Source organism: Kitasatospora sp. NPDC056273, from assembly GCF_042268845.1.
Classification (GTDB): Bacteria; Actinomycetota; Actinomycetes; order Streptomycetales; family Streptomycetaceae; genus Kitasatospora.
On the sequence record NZ_JBHJSJ010000023.1, the window covers coordinates 35,222 to 56,157 of the forward strand.

17 protein-coding genes and 1 tRNA gene are annotated in these 20,936 nt (G+C 72.2%); 12 read left to right on the forward strand and 6 right to left on the reverse strand.

What is annotated here, in order from left to right; genetic code table 11:
* Positions 1-69: 69 nt before the first annotated feature.
* Positions 70-1,524 (forward strand): ribosome biogenesis GTPase Der, encoded by a 1,455-nt coding sequence (der, locus tag ACFCY1_RS21390; protein WP_049658414.1) that lies wholly within the window; start codon positions 70-72, stop codon positions 1,522-1,524.
* A gap of 150 nt (positions 1,525-1,674) precedes the next feature.
* Here der and ACFCY1_RS21395 read toward each other — a convergent pair whose 3' ends face one another.
* Both ACFCY1_RS21395 and ACFCY1_RS21400 read right to left on the reverse strand, forming a co-directional pair.
* Positions 1,675-2,493: a hypothetical protein gene (locus ACFCY1_RS21395; RefSeq protein ID WP_375875584.1), complete on the reverse strand. Its 819-nt coding sequence runs from the start codon at positions 2,491-2,493 to the stop codon at positions 1,675-1,677.
* Positions 2,494-2,774: 281 nt separating this feature from the next.
* The gene (locus ACFCY1_RS21400) at positions 2,775-3,623 is read right to left on the reverse strand and encodes a hypothetical protein (protein ID WP_375875585.1); all 849 of its coding nucleotides are present in this window, start codon (positions 3,621-3,623) and stop codon (positions 2,775-2,777) included.
* Positions 3,624-4,214: 591 nt separating this feature from the next.
* Between ACFCY1_RS21400 and ACFCY1_RS21405 the strand changes: the two genes are divergently transcribed.
* The 6 genes from ACFCY1_RS21405 (at position 4,215) to ACFCY1_RS21430 (ending at position 9,826) form a co-directional block, all read left to right on the forward strand.
* Positions 4,215-5,033 (forward strand): transglycosylase family protein, encoded by an 819-nt coding sequence (locus ACFCY1_RS21405; protein WP_117490113.1) that lies wholly within the window; start codon positions 4,215-4,217, stop codon positions 5,031-5,033.
* Positions 5,034-5,409: 376 nt separating this feature from the next.
* On the forward strand, positions 5,410-6,099 hold the full coding sequence (locus ACFCY1_RS21410) for an alpha-ketoglutarate-dependent dioxygenase AlkB (RefSeq protein WP_375875690.1): 690 nt from the start codon (positions 5,410-5,412) through the stop codon (positions 6,097-6,099).
* 187 nt (positions 6,100-6,286) lie between these two features.
* Positions 6,287-7,156 carry an acyl-CoA thioesterase gene (locus ACFCY1_RS21415; protein WP_375875586.1) on the forward strand — a complete coding sequence of 290 codons (870 nt, stop codon included), beginning with the start codon at positions 6,287-6,289 and terminating at the stop codon, positions 7,154-7,156.
* 179 nt (positions 7,157-7,335) lie between these two features.
* Positions 7,336-8,127 carry a DUF1684 domain-containing protein gene (locus ACFCY1_RS21420; RefSeq protein WP_375875587.1) on the forward strand — a complete coding sequence of 264 codons (792 nt, stop codon included), beginning with the start codon at positions 7,336-7,338 and terminating at the stop codon, positions 8,125-8,127.
* A 126-nt stretch (positions 8,128-8,253) separates the two neighbouring features.
* A complete protein-coding gene (locus tag ACFCY1_RS21425) occupies positions 8,254-9,615 on the forward strand; it encodes an MFS transporter (protein ID WP_198959452.1) in 1,362 nt (453 codons plus the stop codon).
* Between the two features lie 137 nt (positions 9,616-9,752).
* A tRNA-Pro gene (locus ACFCY1_RS21430) sits at positions 9,753-9,826 on the forward strand.
* Between the two features lie 182 nt (positions 9,827-10,008).
* Here ACFCY1_RS21430 and ACFCY1_RS21435 read toward each other — a convergent pair.
* The 3 genes from ACFCY1_RS21435 to ACFCY1_RS21445 all read right to left on the reverse strand — a co-directional run bounded on the left by ACFCY1_RS21435 (position 10,009) and on the right by ACFCY1_RS21445 (position 13,531).
* A complete protein-coding gene (locus ACFCY1_RS21435) occupies positions 10,009-11,370 on the reverse strand; it encodes a restriction endonuclease (protein WP_375875588.1) in 1,362 nt (453 codons plus the stop codon).
* A 610-nt stretch (positions 11,371-11,980) separates the two neighbouring features.
* Positions 11,981-13,222 (reverse strand): tyrosine-type recombinase/integrase, encoded by a 1,242-nt coding sequence (locus ACFCY1_RS21440; RefSeq protein WP_375875590.1) that lies wholly within the window; start codon positions 13,220-13,222, stop codon positions 11,981-11,983.
* Positions 13,223-13,531 carry a helix-turn-helix domain-containing protein gene (locus tag ACFCY1_RS21445; RefSeq protein WP_375875591.1) on the reverse strand — a complete coding sequence of 103 codons (309 nt, stop codon included), beginning with the start codon at positions 13,529-13,531 and terminating at the stop codon, positions 13,223-13,225.
* 1,016 nt (positions 13,532-14,547) lie between these two features.
* Between ACFCY1_RS21445 and ACFCY1_RS21450 the strand changes: the two genes are divergently transcribed.
* Together ACFCY1_RS21450 and ACFCY1_RS21455 are read left to right on the forward strand one after the other, a co-directional pair.
* Positions 14,548-16,161: a restriction endonuclease fold toxin-2 domain-containing protein gene (locus ACFCY1_RS21450; protein ID WP_375875592.1), complete on the forward strand. Its 1,614-nt coding sequence runs from the start codon at positions 14,548-14,550 to the stop codon at positions 16,159-16,161.
* A 44-nt stretch (positions 16,162-16,205) separates the two neighbouring features.
* Positions 16,206-16,580, forward strand: a complete 375-nt coding sequence (locus ACFCY1_RS21455) for a hypothetical protein (RefSeq protein ID WP_375875593.1) — start codon at positions 16,206-16,208, stop codon at positions 16,578-16,580.
* Positions 16,581-16,695: 115 nt separating this feature from the next.
* Here ACFCY1_RS21455 and ACFCY1_RS21460 read toward each other — a convergent pair whose 3' ends face one another.
* Complete coding sequence (locus tag ACFCY1_RS21460) at positions 16,696-17,814, reverse strand: XRE family transcriptional regulator (RefSeq protein ID WP_375875594.1); 1,119 nt, start codon at positions 17,812-17,814, stop codon at positions 16,696-16,698.
* A gap of 304 nt (positions 17,815-18,118) precedes the next feature.
* On the opposite strand from ACFCY1_RS21460, the gene ACFCY1_RS21465 reads away from it, so the two are divergent.
* The 3 genes from ACFCY1_RS21465 to ACFCY1_RS21475 all read left to right on the forward strand — a co-directional run bounded on the left by ACFCY1_RS21465 (position 18,119) and on the right by ACFCY1_RS21475 (position 20,922).
* Positions 18,119-18,247 (forward strand): lasso RiPP family leader peptide-containing protein, encoded by a 129-nt coding sequence (locus tag ACFCY1_RS21465; protein ID WP_375875595.1) that lies wholly within the window; start codon positions 18,119-18,121, stop codon positions 18,245-18,247.
* A gap of 93 nt (positions 18,248-18,340) precedes the next feature.
* Entirely contained in the window at positions 18,341-20,206 is a 1,866-nt protein-coding gene (locus ACFCY1_RS21470; protein WP_375875596.1) for an asparagine synthase-related protein, read from the forward strand.
* The gene (locus ACFCY1_RS21475) at positions 20,200-20,922 is read left to right on the forward strand and encodes a lasso peptide biosynthesis B2 protein (protein ID WP_375875598.1); all 723 of its coding nucleotides are present in this window, start codon (positions 20,200-20,202) and stop codon (positions 20,920-20,922) included. Before ACFCY1_RS21470 ends, ACFCY1_RS21475 begins: the two co-directional genes overlap by 7 nt.
* Positions 20,923-20,936: the final 14 nt, after the last annotated feature.

Genomic DNA, 20,936 nt, shown 5'->3' on the forward strand with positions numbered 1-20,936 from the left:
CCCCGAGCGGGGCAGGTACGCACGGCACGCCCCTGGGAAGGGCCGGGCCGGGAAACGGAACAGACGAACATGACCGCAGAGCACGACACCGCCGATCACGGCGGGCTGGACGCCGCCGACTACGCCGAGTTCATGGCCCTCGCGGCCGAGGAGGGCATCGACCTCGACGGCTTCGACGCCGAGGACGGCGGCGCGCACGTCCGGCTGCCGGTGCTGGCCGTGGTCGGCCGCCCGAACGTCGGCAAGTCGACCCTGGTGAACCGCATCATCGGCCGCCGCGAGGCCGTCGTCGAGGACAAGCCGGGCGTCACCCGCGACCGGGTCACGTACGAGGCCAGCTGGAACGGCCGCCGCTTCAAGGTGGTCGACACCGGCGGCTGGGAGATCGACGTCCTCGGCATCGACGCCATGGTGGCCGCCCAGGCCGAGCTCGGCATCGAGCAGGCCGACGCGGTGCTGTTCGTGGTGGACGCCAAGGTCGGCGCCACCGACACCGACGAGGCCCTGATCAAGATCATCCGCCGGGCCGGCAAGCCGACCGTCCTGTGCGCCAACAAGGTCGACGGCCCCTCCACCGAGGCCGAGGCCGCCTACCTGTGGTCGCTGGGCCTGGGCGAGCCGTACCCGGTCTCCGCCCTGCACGGCCGCGGCTCCGGCGACCTGCTGGACGCCGTCATGGACGCGCTGCCCGAGGCCCCGCCGCAGACCTTCGGCGACGCCGCCCCCGGCGGCCCGCGCCGCATCGCGCTGATCGGCCGGCCCAACGTCGGCAAGTCCAGCCTGCTGAACAAGGTCGCCGGCGAGGAGCGGGTCGTCGTCAACGAGCTGGCCGGCACCACCCGCGACCCGGTCGACGAGATGATCGACCTCGGCGGCAAGACCTGGAAGTTCGTGGACACCGCCGGTATCCGCCGCCGGGTCCACCTGACCGCCGGCGCCGACTTCTACGCCTCGCTGCGCACCTCCTCCGCGCTGGAGAAGGCCGAGGTCGCGGTCGTCCTGATCGACGCCAGCGAGACCCTCGCCGAGCAGGACACCCGGATCATCTCGATGGCCGTCGAGGCCGGGCGCGCCGTCGTCGTCGCCTACAACAAGTGGGACCAGCTCGACGAGGAGCGCCGCTACTACCTGGAGCGCGAGATCGAGCGCGACCTCGTCCAGGTGCAGTGGGCCCCGCGGGTCAACGTCTCGGCCAAGACCGGCCGGCACATGGAGAAGCTCGTCCCGGCGATCGAGACCGCGCTGGAGGGCTGGGAGACCCGCATCCCGACCGCGCGCCTGAACGCCTTCCTCGGCGAGCTGGTCGCCGCCCACCCGCACCCGATCCGCGGCGGCAAGCAGCCGCGTGTCCTGTTCGGCACCCAGGCGGGCACCCGTCCGCCGCGCTTCGTGCTGTTCGCCTCGGGCTTCCTGGAGGCCGGCTACCGGCGCTTCATCGAGCGCCGGCTGCGCGAGGAGTTCGGGTTCGTCGGGACGCCGATCTCGATCTCGGTGCGGGTCCGGGAGAAGCGCAAGAAGAAGTAGTAGGAGCAGCAGCAGTCGGTAGGACCGGTCGGTCCGCCGACCGATGGCCGGAGGGCCTCGCCACGGTGGTGGCGGGGCCCTCCGGCGTGTCCGGGGTGGGTTTCCCGGTCGGGGCCGGTCCGGGGTGCGGGCCGGGGTGCGGGCCGGGTGTCAGCGGTGGTCGACGGTGGGGCCCGGGGGGAGGGAGAGCATCTGGCGGTGGCGGCCGCCGCTGGACGGCGCGGGGGCGAGACCGGTGGCCGTACCCATCACCGGGGAGGGCGCGGGCGGCGCCGGCGGTGCGGGCGCGGGCACCGGCATCGGGTGCGGAGCCGCGCCCAGGTAACCGGCCGCGACCCAGCCCTGACCGTCGGTGAACTGGGCGGCGGGGACGGCGGGTTGGTCCTGGACGGGGGCCGGGGCGGCGGGGCCGAGGTTGTCGCCGGTGGGGGGCTCGGGGTGGTGGCCGTGGTGGTGGCCGGTGCTGTGGGTGCCGGGGTGGGCGCTGCTGGTGTGACGGCCGGTGTGGCTTCCGGCGTGCGTGCCGGGGTGGCCTCCGCCGGTGTGGTTGCCGGTGTGGGAGTTGCTGTGGGGGGTGGTGTGGGCGCCGGTGTGGCCCCCGCTGTGGCTGTGCTGCTGGCCGCCGGTGGGGCCGGAGCCGTGGTGCTGGGAGCCCGGCATGAACTGGGGGAGGCCCGGCGTCTGGCCCGGGAGGGTGTGGAAGGTCTGCTGCTGGGGCGGGTACGGGCGCTGCTCGCCGTGCAGCGGGTAGCTGTCGCGGACCGCGAAGCCGGTGAACTTCAGGTCCTCCTCGTTCGAGCGGTCACCGGGCAGGGCGCGGAAGAGGCGCCGGTACTCGGAGTACAGCTCGTCGTAGATCGGCGTCGCGGAGTGCGGGTGCTCGGCGTCGTACGAGGGGCGCATGCCCGGGATCGAGCGCGAGGCGCTGGCGGACCGGCCGGGGGACGCGGAGACGTCGTAGCTGTACACGTAGGGGCCAACGAGCGAGAGGGGCGGGGGATGCGGGCCCTGGGGGCGGGGGTGCGCCTACACGCCGGAGTGCGCAACGGGTGCGCGCGCCGGGCGGGGTGTGGGCACGCCGGGGCGGACGCGGGCACGGCGGAGTGAAGCGGGGCGCGCAGGGTGCGGGCGGGGTGCGGCGGGGTGTTCCCGGGCATGGCGCGCGGCGGGGTGTCGCGGGCGTGCGCCCGCCGGACGGCTGCCGTGGGGGTGGGCGGCGGCCGTCCGGCGGGTCGGGGCGCGGAGCCGGATCAGGTGCCGGCGAGCGGGAGGGAGGCGGCGACCACCTGGCCCAGCGCCACCGCCCGTTCCAGCGCCTGGCGCAGCAGGTCCTCGCGGGGCTGCCGGCCGACCATGCCGGCCGGCACGGCGTACATCGTCACCTCGGAGAGCTGGCTCGCGGCCATCCGCCAGGCGTCGGTGACCTGGAGCGGCTGGTGCGCCTGCCACCAGCCGGTGCTGCCGCCGGCCGCGGCGGGCTGGAGGATCGCGTGCAGCTTGCCCATCGCGACCAGGACGGACCAGCCGGGCAGCTGGTCCGGGGTCTCGTCGAGGTCGGTGACGGGCTGGAAGCCGGCGTCCTGGAGCAGGTCGAGGAACTCGTCCTCGCCCGAGGTGCTGCCGGGGCGGCCGACCGGCCCGGTCGGCTCGACCACCAGCGAGGCGTGCCCGACCTTGCCGTGCAGGACCAGCCCGCAGGTGATGCCGAGGATGGCGGCCTGGCCGGGGGCGGCCGGCTGGGTCGGGGCCGGGCCGACGGGCGCGGCCGGCGCGGGGGCGCTCGGCACGGCGGCGGGGACGGCGAGGTCCGGGCCGCCGGGCTGGGTCTGGCTGATGCTGCGGACGGCGCCCGCCAGCTGCTCCTCGGAGACCGGGACGACCTGGGAGGGGATGCAGCGGGCGTGCGCGAAGGCGAGGACGGCGGTCTCGTCGCCGACGAACAGCACGGTGCTGGTGGGCTCCACGTGCGTGTCGCCGGGGGTCCGGCAGGAGGTGCACTCGTAGCCGTCGGGGGCGCGGTCGCCACCTAGCAGGCGGTCGGCTTCGTCGTCGCCGATCTCGGACCGGACCTCGTCGCTGACGTCGAGCATGCGCGGCACAGGGTCTCCTCGGATGGGTGTGGATGGGGTGCTGGGGCGGACACGGAGAGGTCGCCATGCCCAACGGGCCCTTGTGTCAGGCGTCACGGGTGCCCCTGGAGGCTGACGTGAATTGCCTCGGATCCGACCGCACCGCGTGTTCTCGTGGTCGCAATCTGTCGATGTCGGTGCCGGGACTGCCGGAATCAAACAGTGAGGTGAGTCACGGAGTCCGGATGTTTGATCTAGGAATCGACGGTTAAAGCGGACAATTCGGGCATGATTGCATGGTCGTTACCGCTGGTAACCCTTGGCTGAGCTGGGCAGACCGTCGAAGTTTTGGATTCCCCGTTGATCGGCTCGTAGCTTCTTGGACGGCGCAACGAGCGCCACCCGGGTTCACCCCCGACGCACAGCCCCCCGGTCCGCCGGGCGTGGCAGGTGCCCGCCGACGCGATCGCTCGAACACGTCGTCGGCGAGCGGCTGGGTGGCCGGGGCGGCAAGCGGCACGTCCGACACGTGCCCGGCCGCCCGACGGACGCAGCGAGTGATCACGGCCCTTCCCGGGGTCTGGTTCCGCATGCCCGCCCGGGGCTGTCGAGAGGAACCTCATGACCTTCCGTAACGAGACCGCCGCTGCCACCACCTCCACCGCCACCAAGCGCAACCGCGTTCGGATGGCTGTCGTGGCGGGCGCCGCTGTCGCGGCCCTGCCGGTGGCCGGCCTCGTCACGGCCACCTCGGCCTCCGCCGCCTCCGTCTCCACCTGGGACGCCGTCGCCCAGTGCGAGAGCGGCGGCAACTGGGCCATCAACACCGGCAACGGTTTCTACGGCGGTCTGCAGTTCACCTCCAGCACCTGGGCCGCGTTCGGTGGCACCGCCTACGCGTCGCAGGCCAACCAGGCCACCAAGGCGCAGCAGATCGCCGTCGCGGAGAAGGTCCTCGCCTCGCAGGGCCCGGGCGCCTGGCCCGTCTGCTCCGTCAAGGCCGGCCTGACCAAGGGCGGCGCCCCGGCCGCCGTCGACACCTCGGCGGGCTCCGCCGCCGGCTCGACCGCCGCCAAGCCGGCGCAGACCCCGAAGCCCGCCGCCAAGCCGGCCGAGGCCCCGAAGGCCGCGCCCAAGGCCCAGGCCGCGCCGAAGGCTCAGGCCGCGCCGAAGAACGACGCCGCCGCGCCGAAGGCTGCCGCCCCGAAGGCCGACGCTCAGAAGTCCGCGCCGAAGGCCGACCAGGGCGCCAAGTCCTGGAACCGCTCGAACGACGCCAAGCCGGCCGCCAAGGGCGACTACACCGTCAAGGCCGGTGACACCCTGAGCTCCATCGCCGCCGCGCAGGGCCTGGACTGGCACGACCTGTACCAGAACAACGCCAAGGTCATCGGTGGCAACCCGGACCTGATCTTCCCGGGCCAGACCCTCAGCATCTGAGGTCTGCCCAGCTGAGGCCTCCTCGAGCACGTGAGGCCCCGTGCGCAGCCGGCATCGGCTGCCCGGGGCTCACCGTGCCGGTGCCCGACCGGGTGCCGATGTGCTGACCTGTCGGTTCGCTGATCTGTCGGTGTGTCGGCTGTCGGTGCGTCGACGTACGGATGTGCGTACCGATGTGCACGGCTTTCACGGCCGCTTCTCCGCCGCGCGGGTTCCTCCGCCGGCCGGGGGAGCGGCCGTCGGCGTTCCCGCGGGCAGGAGTCGGGGTCGCGCGGGGGTGCGCCCGCCTTCGGCGGCGACCGGGCTGGGCGCGGGGCTGGGCCCGGGTGGGCGCGGGTCGGCCCGGGTGGGCGCGGTGCGGGAGGATGGTGGGGTGATCCAGGGCGAGCTGTTCGGTGATCCGGGCGGGTCCCCGGGCGCGCGCGAGCGCTCCCAGCCGGCCCCCGGCGCCGTCCTGCTGCCCGGTTGGCTGGACCTCGACGCGCAGCGGCGCCTGGTCGCCGCCTGTCGGGAGTGGGCCCGCCCGCCGGCCGGTCTGCACGCCGTGCGGATGCCCACCGGCGGGATGATGTCCGTCCGGATGGTGAGCCTCGGCCTGCACTGGTACCCGTACGGGTACCGGGAGGTCGCCGAGGACGGCGCGCCCGTCAAACCGTTCCCGCGGCTGCTCGGGGACCTGGCGCGCAGGGCCGTCGCCGAGGCGTACGGGGCCGCGCTGGGGGAGGTCGCGGGGGCGGCGTCGTACGCGCCGGACATCGCGATCGTCAACCACTACGCGCACGGCGCGAAGATGGGCCTCCACCAGGACCGCGACGAGCGGGCGGACGCGCCGGTGGTCTCGCTCTCGCTGGGCGACGGCTGCGTCTTCCGGCTGGGGAACACCGAGACCAGGACCCGGCCGTGGATGGACCTGGAGCTGCGCAGCGGCGACCTGCTGGTGTTCGGCGGCCCGGCCCGGTTCGCGTACCACGGGGTGGTGCGGACGCTGCCGGGGACGGCCGATCCGGCGCTGGGGCTGCTCGGGCGGCTCAACATCACGGTGCGGGAGTCGGGGCTGGGGGCGTAACCGGAGGTCGTGCGGCCGGTGGGGGCCTCCTGGCCGACCGGGCCGTCCCGTCCGTCACCTGCTCGTCGGCTCGCCTACTCGTTCGAGTGAACTGGGCGTTCCGGACCGCTGCGCGGGAATGACCCGGGTCGCCAAAGGATTCGATTGAGCTGGAGAATTGTTCGGAGTCCGGAGAGGAAACGTGCCCATGGGTACCCCCGTCGACGACCTTGTCGATCTGCTCGACCTTGAGCAGATCGAACTCAACATCTTCCGTGGGCGCAGCCCCGAGGAGGCGCTGCAACGGACGTTCGGCGGCCAGGTCGCCGGGCAGGCGCTGGTCGCGGCGGGGCGCACGGTGGACGACGAGCGCCCGGTCCACTCGCTGCACGCCTACTTCCTGCGCCCCGGGGTCCCCGGCGTGCCGATCGTCTACCAGGTCGACCGGATCCGCGACGGCCGGTCCTTCACCACCCGCCGGGTGCTCGGCATCCAGGGCGGCCGGTCGATCTTCGCCCTCACCGCCGACTTCCACAGACCCGAGGAGGCCGGCATCGAGCACCAGTACCCGATGCCGTCCGTCGCCGCCCCCGAGGACCTGCCCAGCGCCCTGGACGAGGTCGGCTCCCGGCTCGGCGAGCTACCCCCGTTCATCAGCCGCCGCCAGCCCTTCGACATCCGCTACGTCGACCGGCTGCGCTGGACGAAGGAGGAGCTGGAGGGCGTCGAGGCGCGCAGCGGCGTCTGGCTGCGCACCAACGGCCCGCTGCCGGACGACCCGCTGATCCACGTCTGCGCCCTCACCTACGCCAGCGACATGACGCTGCTGGACGCCGTCCGCGCCCCGGTCGAGCCGCTGTGGGGCGAGCGGAGCTTCGACATGGCCTCGCTCGACCACGCGATGTGGTTCCACCAGCCGTTCCGGGCGGACGACTGGCTGCTGTACCAGCAGGAGTCCCCGATCGCGCACGGCGCGCGCGGCCTGGCCCGCGGGCAGATCTTCGACCGGCACGGCCGGCTGGTGGTGTCCGTGGTGCAGGAGGGGCTGTTCCGTCCGCTGAAGCGCCGCGAGGGGTAGGTGTGTGGCCGGAGTGGTGCCCCGTGTTGTGCCCGGTGTCGGCGCGTTGCCGCCGTGTTGCGGTTTCGGCGACATCGGGCCGACGGGAATGATCCGTCCGCGCGGACGGTGTTCTGGATGACGGAGGACGGGCGGCCCGAACAGCGGGCCGTCCACGGACCGACCGGGAGGGTGGACCGATGACGGAGACGGCCGCGGAGGACTGGAAGCACTGGAGTGACGGCCGGGCGGCGTCGGTGAGCGCGCAGCACGGCCAGCTCGCACTCACCGGCACGCACTGGCTGGAGCCCGAGCCCGCCGAGATCCCCGGCCTGCCCGGGCGCTGGTGGGCCGACGCCGAGGGCGTCCGGGTCCGGGCGGCGGCGTCCGACGACATCACGGTCGACGGCGCCGACGCACCGGTGGACGGCGAGGCGCTGCTGCGCCCGGACAGCGACCCGGCCGCCGACACCGCCGTCCTGGGAGGCCTGCTGCTCGTCCCGATCGAGCGCGAGGGCGAGCTGGCCCTGCGGGTCTTCGACCCGGCCGCACCCCGTCGGACGGCGTTCGCGGGCATCTCCGCCTTCCCGTACGCGCCCGAGTGGGCCGTGCCCGCCGTCTTCACCCCGTTCGAGGACGACGACGCCCGATCGGTCGTCGTCCCGAACGCCGACGGCCGGGAGCGCCCGCTGGCCGTCTCCGGGCAGATCGCCTTCACGGTGGCGGGCGAGCACCGCACCCTGACCGTCAGCCGGTCGGGCGAGCGACTCAGCGGCGTGATCGCGGACACGACCAGCGGCATCGACACCTACCGCTTCCGCTTCATCACCCTGCCCGCGCCCGACGCCGAGGGCCGCACCGTCCTCGACCTCAACCGGGCCTACCTGCCGCCGTGCGCCTTCTCGGACCACTTCATCTGCCCGTTCCCGCCGCCGGGCAACCGGCTGGACTTCGCGGTGGAGGCGGGGGAGAGGCAGGTGCTGAGCCGGTAGCGGGGGCCTCGCGGGTGGGGCCGGGGCGTCGCGGGCAGGGGCGGGCTTTCGCTGGGGCGGCCCCGGTGCGGGGACGTCCGGGGGCGGAGCGGAGCATGAGGGACTATGTCGAACAATCAACATTCCATGCCGTCCCCCGCGCCCGGCCCGTCCTCCGTGCCCTCCGCCGCTGATCCCGAACCCGAACCGGAACCCGGACCGGGGGACGGACCCGGGGCAGGGGACGGACCCGGGCCGGAGGCAGCCGCCGGCTCACCCTGGTACCGGCGGGCCTTCGCCGACCTCAGCCCGCTGCGCGACCACCCCGACTACCGCCGGGTCTGGGCCGGGCAGGCCGTCTCCTCCATAGGCCAGCAGATGACGGCCGTCGCCGTCTCCGTCCAGGTCTACGACCTGACCGGCTCCGCCTTCGCGACCGGCCTGGTCGGCATCTTCTCCCTCGTCCCGCTGGTCGCCTTCGGCCTCTACGGCGGCGCGATCGCCGACACCGTCGACCGGCGCCGGCTGGGCCTGCTCGGCTCGGCCGGTCTGGCGGTCGTCTCCGCCGCCCTGGCCGCGCAGGCGCTGGCCGGCCTCGGCCTGGTCGCCGTCCTGTACGCCGCCGTCGCCGTCCAGGCCGGCTTCTTCGCGATCAGCTCGCCCGCCCGCTCCGCGATGATCCCCCGCCTGGTGCCCAGCCACCAGCTCCCGGCGGCGAACGCCCTGAACACCGTCAGCATGAACCTCGGCCTCACCGTCGGCCCGATGCTCGGCGGCGTCCTCATCGGCGCCTACGGATCCCAGGCCGCCTACCTGGTCGACACCGTCGCCTTCACCGGCACCCTCTACGCGATGTGGCGCCTGCCCGCCATGCGGCCGCTCGGCGAGCGCAAGGGCCGCGCCTCCGTCCTCGACGGCCTCCGCTTCCTGCGCGAGCAGCCCAACCTGCGCACCAGCTTCCTCGCCGACCTGGCCGCGATGGTCTTCGGCATGCCGCGCGCCCTCTTCCCGGCCATCGCGGTCACCTTCTATGGCGGCGACGCCGGCACCGTCGGCCTGCTGGTCTCCGCCCCGGCCGTCGGCGCCCTGATCGGCGCGCTCTTCTCCGGCTGGGTCGGCCGCGTCCACCGCCAGGGCGTCGCCGTCCTCGCCGCCGTCGCCGCCTGGGGCCTGGCCATCGCGGCCTTCGGCGCCCTCCACAACCTCTGGCTCGGCCTCCTGCTGCTCGCGGTCGCGGGCTGCGCCGACACCGTCAGCATGATCTTCCGCAACACGATGATGCAGGTCGCTGCCCCGGACGAGATGCGCGGCCGCCTCCAGGGGATCTTCATCGTGGTCGTCGCCGGCGGCCCCCGCCTCGGCGACTTCGAGTCCGGCACCGTCGCCGCCCTCACCAACCCCGCCACCTCCGTGATCACCGGCGGCCTCGCCTGCGTCGCCGCCGTCCTCCTCCTCGCCGCCCGCCGCCCCGCCTTCCTCACCTACGACGCCCGCCACCCCACCCCCTGACCCACCCCACCCCCCGAACCTGGCAGCGAGCACCCCCCGACGTGCTGTATTGTTTTCCACGTCGCCGGGACAACCGGAGACAAGGTCGAGAAGCCCACAGCAGAGCCCCCCAGGCCCCGCTGCAGGCACCGAGACCACGGGACGTGGCGCAGCTTGGTAGCGCACTTGACTGGGGGTCAAGGGGTCGCAGGTTCAAATCCTGTCGTCCCGACAGTATGTCGGAAGGCCGTTGGCCGGGAGAAATCCCAGGTCAACGGCCTTTTTGTTGATGGCCCGACAGGTGATGGGCGGCTGTGATGCCGCCGCTTTGCGATCTTGCTGGGGACCAGCCAGGGACCGCAGCCATCGGCCGAGGGGCCGCCGCAACCCCGTGCGGCGGCCGTGGGTTCGCGCCTACACGAGGTCGCCGGCCTGCCAGCCCGGGGGGACCTTGGGTAGTCCGATCAGGGCGTCGATGTTCAGGTGTTCGGCGAGCAGGGCCTTGAGGTTGCGGCCGTCGATGAGGCGGAGGCGGCCGTTGCGGTGGGCGAAGTCGTAGCTGTCCTTGCCGAACCACGAGGTGGTGACGACGATGCCGTAGCCGGCGTCCTTGTCCTGCATGACGCCGGACATGGCGCGGACGGTGTTCACCGGGACCACGTTCTTGGAGCGTTTGGCCTGGATGGCGAAGATGGTGGATCCGGTCGGGTCGGCCAGTGTCGCGACGGCGTCCACACCGTCGTCGCGGGAGCCTTGAGTGCGCCAGGTCTCGTAGCCCATGGCTTCGAAGAGTTCGCGCACCAGGCGTTCGAAGTCGTAGGGGTTCATCTGGAGCAGGTCGGGCCGGCTGTCCAGGGTGGCGACCACGGCGGTGTCGGTGGTGATGCGGTAGCGGGACAGGTCGGCCTCGACGACGGGTGTGACCGGCTCCAGGTCGTGGGGGTGCTTGGAGACGGTGGCGCCGAGGCGGTGGAGGCACTGCTGCGGGTCGAGCCTGGGCTCGTCCAGGACCAGTTCGGCGAAGTCCTTGCGCTCGGCGACGACGCTGACGACGCAGGCCCGGACGGTCTGGCCGGTCGCCCGGTCGGTGGTGTTGACGCGGCCGTTGAGGATGACGGTCTCCACGAACGAGGCCGGGGTGGCGGAGAACGCCTCGTCCAGCGCGCGCAGGGCCAGGCGGGCTACCAGTCGGGCGTAGGCCTCGTGGATCTCGGCTTGCTTGGCGGGCTGGGGGACGACCTCGGCACGCTGCGCGACGTAGCGGTAGGAGGCCGCCGCGGGGACGATCTCATGGTTGGGTAGCTCGACGTCGATCAGGAGCTGCTGGGCCTCGGGGACGTAGACCGCCTGGGCCGCGGTCCGGCAGCCCAGGGGGACAGGGGAGCGCCGCAGCAGGTCCTCGATCCGCTCCGCGACGCCCTGGGGACCTTCTTGAGCGAAGGCCTCTTCGATGTGAGGGTGCCACGCCTCCAGGCCTTCGGGGCGCAGCAGCAGGACTGATTCCAGTTCCTCACGGCGCCGGTTGCACTCGGCGGTGCTCTCCTCGGCCTGGGCCTTGAGTCGGGCCGTCTCGGCTTGCCGGGCTTGCCGTTCGGCTTCCTTCGAGGCCTGGGCGTCCGCGCGCTTCTTCGCCTCCTCCTCCCGGCGGCGAGCTGTCTGGCGCTTGGCCAACTCGGCTTCCACGCGGGCGGCTTCCTTGGCGCGGGCGGCCTCCTCGCGTTGGAGGTGCTTCTCGCCGGCGGCCAGGAGCCGGGCGTGTTCGACGGCCGGGTCCACCTTCCGCTTCCTGGGGCGGGGTTGAGCCGCCGGGGCGGCAGCGCGGCCGGTCGCCTGTTGGGCACCGCCCTGCGTCTGCGCGGCTCTCGCCTGCTGCTTCAAGCGGTACGCCTCGGCGAGGATTTCCGCCACGGTCTTCCGGCGTGCCACCCAGTCCACCCCCTGGTCCACGGCAGCGCGGATCCGCATGGGGGTCCGCGCTGCCTGCGCGATATGCCAGCAGCCCTACCCGGCTGGGGCCACCGGAAATCCGCCGCGCGGTGCGAGCGAAGGCCGAACCAAGCGACACTGGGGCGCAACGTGCGGGCACCACCGAGGAGATGGAACGCTCATGCGGGCGGGAGCCGGGAAGAGCCACCGTCGTGCGTCTCCACCGGGAGGTTGCACCGGTCGAGGACGGCGTCCAGTGGCACGGTGATTCCAGAGGCTCGGAGGCTGCCATGGATGTTGCGTGCCGTCTGCTCGCGGCGCAGCAGCCGGACCCAGGGTTCCGTAGCTTCTTCATCGTCTTTCACAAGCCACTTCTATAGCAGGGTGGTTGACGATGACGGGATCGCTGCTGTGCGGCGCTGGCCAGTGGGGACTTCCGATGGATGCCGGGTGAGGACGCCTACTGGACGAGACGCAGATGGCGCACTGGCGCTTCTGCTGCCGCCGATGGGTTGTGCCGGTCGGCCGACAGGTGCCTGCTGAGGGTCTGGCCGGCCTTCTCGATGGAGCTCTTGTCCGGGTGGAGGTATCGCTGGGTCGTGGTGATGTGCCCGTGCCCGGCGATCTTCTGGAGGACGTGGATGGGGACACCGGCGTCGGCGAGCCAGGTGAGGCCGGTGTGCCGGAGGTCGTGTCGGCGCAGGTACTCGTAGCCGAGGCAGACGACGACTTCGTCCCAGTGGGTGGCGTCGCGCAGGATCGCGGTGGTGATGCGTCCGCCGCGAGGTCCGGTGAACAGGCGGGCCATGGGGTCGTTGCCGACCACGGTCATGCGCCAGCTCACGAGATCGCGGATCTCTTCGATGATGGGGACGGTGCGCCGCCGCTTGCCCTTGGTGCCCTTGTCGATGAGGCCGCCGGGGCCGGTGGTGGTCTGGCGGCACAGGTCCCAGGTCCAGTCGAAGCGGTTGATGTCCTTGACGCGGACGCCGGAGACTTCGCCGATGCGGGCGGCGGTGCAGGCGGCGAAGCGGACGATGTCACCCCAGCCGCGGTAGTGGTTGTGGGAGCGCTCGACCAGGGCGTTGGCGAGTGCGTCGAGGGCGTCCCAGTCGGCGAGGGCGAGGGATCGGGGATCGTCGAGTTCGTCCTCGGCCCTCTTGTAGAGGCGCTGCCAGCCGCTCATGCGGGAGGGGTTGGAGTCGATGAGGCCGTCGCGGACGGCTTGCTCCATGATGCGCACGAGCGGGGCGAGGCTGTTCTTGACGGAGGAGATGCTGAGCCCGTCGGCGATCCATGAGTGCAGGGCCCGGTCGGTGATGCCGTTGGTGATGCTGGTGACGGGTATGTGGCCGAGGACCGGGGTGACGCGCAGCTTCCAGCCGGCGGTGTAGGGGTCGAGGGTGGTGGTCTCCAGGCCGCGCATCGCCAGGTCCCAGTTCTCGTCGCCGTAGTCGGCGAGGGGCATGGTGAGGGTCTTGGGGGTGATGCCGCGTGCTGCTGCCCGCTTCATGCGGGCGATCCAGGCCTTGGCTTCCTCCTCCGTGGGGAGGGAGGAGGAAGCCGACTTGCGGCCTCCGCCGTTGGGGTCCGTCCAGCGCACACGGGCGCGGTAGCGGAACTGCGGGCGGCGGTCGGGGCGGTGCTCGATGTCGTCGGTGAGGTCGACACCCATGGGGATGAGCTGGGTGTGGTCGGGCATTCAGGCTGCCTCGGATGGGTCGGTGCGCTTCTGGGCGAGCCACAGCTGGGTGTCGGGGATGCTGTAGAGGTAGAGGCGGGGCGCGATCTGGATGAAGGGCGGGCCCTGCGGGGGAGTGGCGGTGCGCCAGCGCCGCAGGGTCGAGGGGTCGACGTTCAGCAGCGTGGCGAGTTCCTCGGTCGAGTACCAACCGCTGTGCAGGAGGTCGAACTCCGGTGCCGGATCGGCCTCGTGCGCGGGTGTTGCGGCGACGGCCGGGGTCGGAACCGAAAGCCGGCTGGCGGTGGGAACGTGGGGTCGAATGCGCATGGTCTCCCTCTGGTGGGGTGGAGCCGCTCGGGCTCGGCCGGGCACGCCCACAGTCACCTGTCCGCCTGGACGGGCGGAACAGGGTTTGGCGTGCTGAACGGGGCAGACCGTATGCGCGTGTCGTTCTTCGAGGCGCGTCGAGATCCGGTGGGCATGCCGGGTGGAAGGCCACCTGACGTCTTCGACCGCTGAGGTGGGTCAGCCGCTGCCGGGAGTCTGCGCAGGTCAGTCGAGGGCGAGGAGGCGCTTCTCGGCGGCGGCCGCGATGCGTGCCGCGAATGGCGCCCTTGCCCGGTGGGTCGCGGCCGGAGCGCCGGGGAAGGACCCGGAGTACCCTGAAAGTGACGGCAGGCGCGGGACGGCAGCTACGGTCTGTGACGAACGTAAGGAGTCCATGGCCGTCGGTCCCCTACGTCGCGCCGACGCTAACTCAAGAGCTGCGGACTTTTAATCCGTAGGTTCAGGGTTCGAGCCCCTGGCGCCCCACCAGCGAGAGAGCCAGGTCAGATACCAACTGACCTGGCTCTTTTCGTATTTGGAGCTTCCTCGCCGTCTGCGCCGGCGCTCTGCCTGGCCTTCAATTTATCCCTTTTATCCCTGAGCGGGGACGAAGCGGGGATAGTGCCCCCGAAGTGCCCCCTTCGGGCCCCATTCCACCCACGTACGTGGCCGTCCACCTGGCTCTGCCGGCAGGCGCAGAATCACGTTCCGTGAGCACTGAGTGCCGACGTCCATCGGGGAGGTGCATGTGGAGGGCGCCGCCGTCAGCCGTGGCCAGAACCATAAATCTCGGCCTTTGCCCACCCTCGTGCTCGTCCGTGGCCCGGGTGTTTGCCCGGGCCACCGGCGTTTCCAGTGGAGACCGCCAGCCAAGCCCCTGGTGGCTGCTGCTGTCACGGGGGATCGCCCCGTGGACCTCCCGGTTGAGTTCGTCCAATGGGGGGAACATTGTCGAGCACCGTCTTGCTGGTGCGGTGCCTTGGTAGCGTGAACGAGGACGGACAATCGGGGGCCCGATGACCACCTTTCACGTCAAGCCGACGGAGATGATCGTCGCGGCCGCTGGGTTCAGCGACCTGCAGATCACGGCCAGGCAGATCTATCGCAGCCTTGTGTTCTCCATGGACGAGGTTGCGGGTATGGCCGGTGACGACGACGCCGGCAAGGCGTTCGCCGCCAAGTACGACCCGGCCGCGCAGAAGCTCGTCGACGCGATGGCGCAAGCCGTCGGCCAGCTCGGAGGCACCGCCAACGGCCTGCACACCATGGCAGTCGCCTACCTCCAGGCCGATGTCGACGTGGCCGCCGAGATGATGGCCCCGCAGAAGCTCCCGGCGTCCGCCAGCCCGGAGTGCGACGAGGAAGTCGCGAAGGCCAAGCTCCACTCCGCCGTCGGCCACAACAACAGCGGCGCCATCCACGACTTCCTCAAGAAGTTCTGGCCGCAGGGCGACCCGACCAGGCTCCGCCAGGCCGCAGCGGGCTGGAAGAACTTCGCCGCCCTGGTCAGCCGGCTGGGCGTCGAGGGCGACAAGCGCGTGCACCGGGTCACCGCGTCCAGCACATCCAGCGCCGTCACGAGCTTCGCGCAGAACTGGTCGAAGATGCACGACGGCTGCGCCACGCAGGGTCCGCTGCTGAACAGCATCACGAACGCGGCCTTCAAGCTCGGGCAGGCCTGCGAGGCGTACGCGAAGGAGGTCGAGGACCTTCGGGACACCCTGGAGGACCTCGCCATCGGGGCGGGCATCGTCGCGGGTGTCGGCATCGCGCTGACCGTCTTCACGCTCGGCGGCTCCGACGTCGCCGCGGCCGGGGGCGAGGCCGCGATCGCGGCCGAGGCCGGCACCGCGGCGGTCGCGATGGCCGCAGCGGTGGAGGGCAGCGCGGAACTCGCCGTGCTGGCCGAGGCCGCGGCCGTGGTCGACACCGCGGCAGCCGGCCTGATCCCGGTCGGAGCAGGAGCCCTTGCCACGGCCACTGCCGCGGGCGTCGTGCTGGCCGGGGCGGGCGACGCTGCGGCAGCGCCGACTCCGAAGCCGCCGCCGTTCACCGTCACCCCCGGCATGCCGCCCCTGCCGCACGACCCGACCAGTGCCTTCCCGCTGCTGCCCCCTCAGCAGCAGGCCGCGATCCGGGCGTGGATGACGCAGATGGAGCAGGACGGCAGGACTGTCCAGGCCAACGGCCCCCACGCGCCGGCGCCGCCAGCGAAGGCGGACCCGAAGATCAACGCGAGGCGGGCCTACCAGGTCAGGGTGGCCGGGTCGACGGAGTACCGGCTGTACACCGACGTCACAGACCCGGCGACCGGGCGGGAACTGGGCATGGACGCCGACGGTGTCCGCCCGGAGGACGGCGCCGCGATCGACGCCAAGTACATCGGCCAGCAGAACAGCTGCAAGTCCCCGTTCCGCCTGGACAACGCCGACGGGGTCTTCGAGTTCGCGTACGAGAACACCATGGAGGGGGAGTCCAAGAAGCTGGAGAAGTACGCGTCGGCCCTGAAGGACCCCCGCAACAAGGTCACCCACCTCGAACTCATCACGAACGACCCCAAGGCCTCCGCCTACTTCCAGTCCCTCATGACGGCCCAGGGCGTCACCGGCCGCGTCCGCATCGAACCCTGACCGGCCGGACCCGGCCGCACCACCGAGAGAAACGAGAGCACCCCGTGGGATCCAGCTTCTACGTCAGCGCCGACCGCGAGCACGCCGGGCCGTGGGCCTTCACCGGCGAGCAGGTGCAGGAGATCGTCCTGAGGCACTGGCCGGACGCCACGGTGAGCAGCGCGTACGAAGGCTTCCTGGAGATCGTGGCGGACACCGGGGCCGACCGGCCGGCGGAACTGTCGTTCAACCGCCGCCACGGTGTGTTCGGCTTCGAGGACCGCGGGTCGCCCGCCGGGCCCCTGACCGTTATCTACGAAGTGGTGCACGAACTCGCCCCGGAGGTGCCCGTCGTGTGGTGGATCGACTACGACGTGGACCTCCAGCCCCTCGACCTGACCGGAGGCCGCGAAGCGTTCATCGGCAGCTTCCCGGCATAGGCGGACCATGGCCCGAGCTGCCAGCGCGGCGGTCGTCGGCGCCTGGCAGGGGCCGACGCCCAGCCGGCTCCTTGGCCGCCGGACCATCGGCCCACAGGCAGTCCGGTCGACTGCCTCACGCTGCCGTTCGGGCGGCCTTGACGCTCAGCAACAGCTTGTCGACACCGACGACTGACCGGTGGTTGTGGAGCCGGTCGCTGATCTGAGCAACCTGTTCGGTGCACCTGGTCGCGCCGATCTGCCGGGCTGTCTCAAGTGCGCTGGAAAGTACGGATGTGGCTTCCTCGACCTGGCCTTGATGAAGCAGAGCCTCGGCACGGTAGGTCTGGAACACGGCATACGTCTTCGAGCGGGGCTTGGTGAGTAGGGACAGCCCGCGGTCGATGCGCTTCATGCCCGCACCAGCGTCACCAAGATCGATGAGGCACCGGCCGCCGTCGATCTCGATGTCCGCTTCGCTCATCCACGCTGCCCAGCTCGGAGGGGCGTCAGCGTTGGTGCGGGCGAGTTCGGCTTCGGACTTGGTCAGGTGGTGCCGGCAGGACGCGGTTTCGCCGAGGGCCGCGTGGGCGCGGGCCTTGCGTAGGTGCAGGAGTGAGCGCACCGTCGCGTGCATGGGCCGAGCGAGCGCGCGTTCGAGCAGGCGCACGGACTCCTCCGCGTTGTTGGTCCAGAGCCCCTGGTAGGCGAAGTCGGCGATGACACTGCTGATCATGTCGCGGTCGCCGGCGGCCTTGGCGTGTTCGAATGCCTGGTTCCACAGCGCGGCGGCCTGGTCCTGGCGTCCGATGTCGAAGCGAGTCCAGCCGCAGGTCTGTGCGAGCTGGCCGGCAAGCCGGTTCAGCGCCACACCGGTACGGGTGTCGTAGCGGGCGGTCTCCAGCAGGCCGGTGACGGTGGTGAGGCTGGAGTCGAGGAGGGGGACCACGTGCTGGCGTTCGACGGTTGGCATGGTGGTCAGCGGGAGCGCAACGGTCCGCAGGTATTGGACGGTCTCGGTACCCACCAGCGGGCGTTCGGTGGCGGAGGCCGGGGTCGCGGCGATCGCCGGTAGGGCGGCGGCCATCCCGGTGACGACAATGAAGTCCCGTCGGTTGAGCGACATGTTCCCCTCTTCCTCGTCGGGGTGGGGCAGCCAGTTCGGCCAGGGGTGCGTCACCAACATAGCCTCGGGGACGTCGAACGCGTCCGCCAGCAGGATTTGGGACTCCCACGTCGGGCGCTTCTTGTCCAATTCCCAGTCAGATATGAGCTGGCGCGTTGATCCTGACCGCCGATCACGTCGATTCGCTGCTTCTCTCATCCGACTGGCCAGGTCCGCGCCGCTCCAGCCGTACATCTCCCGGGCCGCCCGCAGGCGCCGCCCTCCTGGATCAGCCATTCGACCATGACAGCACCCCTTCGGGTGTCATCACAACGGGTATGCCGTATGACAACAGAGTGACACCAAACATCTTTTCGGATGGGCGAGTTGGCGGCACTCTCGTACTCAGCCGGCCACCGAGCCGGACACGGAAAATCCCCCTGTGGAGGCAGAGATGGACATCGTGATCAAGGACACCGCCGAGTACGTGACGCCGGCGCTGGACGAGCTGGGCACCGTCGTCGAGGTCACCCTCGGCTCCGCCGGCAACAACAACGCCGACGACACCCAGTACTGGTCGTAAGACCTACGACGGGTGCCCGCACCTGCCGCGCGCTATGCGGCGGGTGCGGGCACCCGCTTGCTTCATACCCATCGAGCCGAGGGAGGGCACAGCATGGCCGTGATGCGGTACGTGACGGGGGCTTTCGACACCGGGCAGCAGGACCCGGGCCAGGTTGGCTGGAAACCGCGCGGCGGAGCCGCGCTCCCCGTCACCCGCGCGCTGGGGACGGTGTGGGCCGTCGGCTTCGAGGACTGGGAGACCTCCGCCGACGCCGCCCCGGACGGTCGGGCCGAGCTGGTGACGGTCGGCTGCTGCCTGGCGGCCGACGCCGAGCGCAGCGAGGCCCTGGCGCAGACCGCGGCGGGCCGCTGGCACCGCGCTGCCCGCCTGCCCGGCAGCTACCTGGCCGTGGTCCGCGACGGCGAGCGGGTCCACATCGCCGGTGACCGGGCCGCCACGGTGGTGGTGCACTGGCTGCTGGACGGCGGCACCGTGCTGTGGTCCACCTCGGCGCTCGCGCTGGCCGCCTACCGGCAGTGCGAACCGGACCTCGCCCGGGTGCTGGCCGCGTTCGCCGTGCGCGGCGTCGACCTGCTCGGCGAGCACAGCTGCTTCACCGGCGTGAACCGGGTGCCGCCCGGCCAGGCGCTGGTCCTGGAGCCCGGCCGGGCGCCGCGCACCGAGCCGCTGCCCTCGGCGGGGCCGTTGGACTTCATGGCCGGTACCGGGCTGCTGGAGGAGCGGCTGACCGTCGCGGTCGAGCGCCGCGCGCTTCTCCCGGGCCGCCTGTCGGCCGACCTGTCGGGCGGGATCGACTCCAGCACGCTGACGGCGCTGGCCGCGCAGTTCACCGACCTGCTGGCGGTCACCTACACCGACCGGCACATGGAGGACGAGGACGACGGCGTGTACGCCCGCCGGATTGCCGCGGACTACCCGGCCATCACCCACCGGATCGTCCACGGCGACACGGAGAAGGTCCGCCAGTTCGACGGCCTCACCGGCCTGCTGCCGGTCACCGACAGCCCGTCCCTCAGCGTGGGCGTGCTGGCCGTGAAGGGCGCCCAGCTCGCCCCGGTCCGCGCCTGGGAGAGCGGGGCGCACCTGACCGGTCGCGGTGGGGACGACGTCCTGGACGCCGTCCCCACGGCCGTGCTCGACCTCTACCGCACCGGCCGCCGCGTCGAGGCTGGCCGCCGTCTGGCCGCGTTTGCCCGGGAACGCCGCTGTTCCACGGCCGCCGTGCTGCGCCAGGCCCACACGACGCTGCGCACCCCGTACGGCCACGCCCTCGACGCGCTGGCCGACACGATCTGCGGCCGCGCGCCGTTGGATCGCAGCCAGCTCGTCGCGCCCTGGGAGTCGCTGTCCTGGTGCGGAACGCTGCCGGCCGCCGCGTGGCTGACCCGCGACGGCCGCGCCCAGGTCGCCGCCCTGCTCACTACGCCGCCCGGTTCCGAGACCGGCCCGGCGCAGCTGCACGAGCGGCTGTTCCTGGAGCGGATGGGCGAGGAGCACGCCACCTACGACCAGATCGCCCGCCAGCTGTTCCAGGTGCCCATCCACGCCCCCTACCTGGACAACCAGGTGGTGGACGTCTGCCACGCCGTGCCCGGCTGGCAGCGGCGCGTCCCGGGCGACTTCAAGCCGCTCGTGCGGGCCGCGTTCACCGGCCGCGTCCCCGGCTACCTGCTGGGGCGCCGTACCAAGACGGCGATGACCCGCACCGTGGCGACGGGGATGCGCGCCAACGCCCCGTTCATCCGGGCGTTGTTCAACACCTCGCTGCTGGCCGGCGCCGGGCTGATCGACCCCCGCCCGGCCAGGGTCGCGCTGGAGGCCGCGCTGCGTGGGGAGCCGGCCGCGCTGGCCTGCCTGCACTACCTCATCGCCACCGAGCTGTGGCTGGCCACCATCCCGACGGGCCGGGACACCTGGTGGGAACCGAACGAGGAACACGAGGAGATCACGTGGTGACGCCGACCGGCGCGGTCCACTCCTGCACCAGTGCCTGGGGTACCGCTCTGATGGACACCCGCCACGGGCCCGGCACGTGGCGCTTCCTGGACCCGGTCGGCGCCGATCTGTGGCGGGCGGTCACCAGCGGGGTGCCCGCCGAGCAGGCCATCGACCGGCTTGCCGCGCACTGGCAGCAGCGTGGCCAGGATCCGGACACCGTCCGGGCCGACCTCGCTGCCGTGCTGGCCGCTCTCCGGAAGGCCGATCTCCTCACCCCGGCCGACCGGCCCACCGAGGCGGACGACGCCGAGCCGACGGTGCACTTCGCCGCCCCCGTACCCACTGGCCTGGGCCTGCGCCTGGCCGCGCCGGTGGCACTGGCGGCCGCGCTGGTGCTGCTGCGCCTGCCGATCCGGTACGGCGTCGCCGCCGCCCGCCGCACCGCCACGCTGCCGGCCCGCCCGGCCACTGTCGCGCAGGCGCAGGCCGCGCACCACGCGGTGCGGCGGGCGGCGCGCTGGTGGCCGGGCCGGGTGGCCTGCCTGGAGGAGTCGCTGGCCGCGTTCCTGACCGGCGCGCTCACCGGCCGCCGGGTGCGCTGGGTCCTCGGCGCCACGTTCCTGCCCCGCGGCGCCCACGCCTGGACCGAGGCGCACGGCGAGATCATCGGCCAGGAACCGGCCGACCGGGTGTGGCACTACCTGCCGGTCCTCCAAGTCGGCCCGGCCGCTTGAGGATTCGCCACCCC

Excerpts from the sequence above, each read along its gene's own strand:
- der (WP_049658414.1), top strand. The coding sequence starts at position 70 with ATGACCGCAGAGCACGACACCGCCGATCACGGCGGGCTGGACGCCGCC.
- ACFCY1_RS21405 (WP_117490113.1), top strand. The coding sequence starts at position 4,215 with ATGACCTTCCGTAACGAGACCGCCGCTGCCACCACCTCCACCGCCACC.
- ACFCY1_RS21415 (WP_375875586.1), top strand. The coding sequence starts at position 6,287 with ATGGGTACCCCCGTCGACGACCTTGTCGATCTGCTCGACCTTGAGCAG.
- ACFCY1_RS21420 (WP_375875587.1), top strand. The coding sequence starts at position 7,336 with ATGACGGAGACGGCCGCGGAGGACTGGAAGCACTGGAGTGACGGCCGG.
- ACFCY1_RS21425 (WP_198959452.1), top strand. The coding sequence starts at position 8,254 with ATGCCGTCCCCCGCGCCCGGCCCGTCCTCCGTGCCCTCCGCCGCTGAT.
- ACFCY1_RS21440 (WP_375875590.1), bottom strand. The coding sequence starts at position 13,222 with ATGCCCGACCACACCCAGCTCATCCCCATGGGTGTCGACCTCACCGAC.
- ACFCY1_RS21445 (WP_375875591.1), bottom strand. The coding sequence starts at position 13,531 with ATGCGCATTCGACCCCACGTTCCCACCGCCAGCCGGCTTTCGGTTCCG.
- ACFCY1_RS21450 (WP_375875592.1), top strand. The coding sequence starts at position 14,548 with ATGACCACCTTTCACGTCAAGCCGACGGAGATGATCGTCGCGGCCGCT.
- ACFCY1_RS21465 (WP_375875595.1), top strand. The coding sequence starts at position 18,119 with ATGGACATCGTGATCAAGGACACCGCCGAGTACGTGACGCCGGCGCTG.
- ACFCY1_RS21470 (WP_375875596.1), top strand. The coding sequence starts at position 18,341 with ATGGCCGTGATGCGGTACGTGACGGGGGCTTTCGACACCGGGCAGCAG.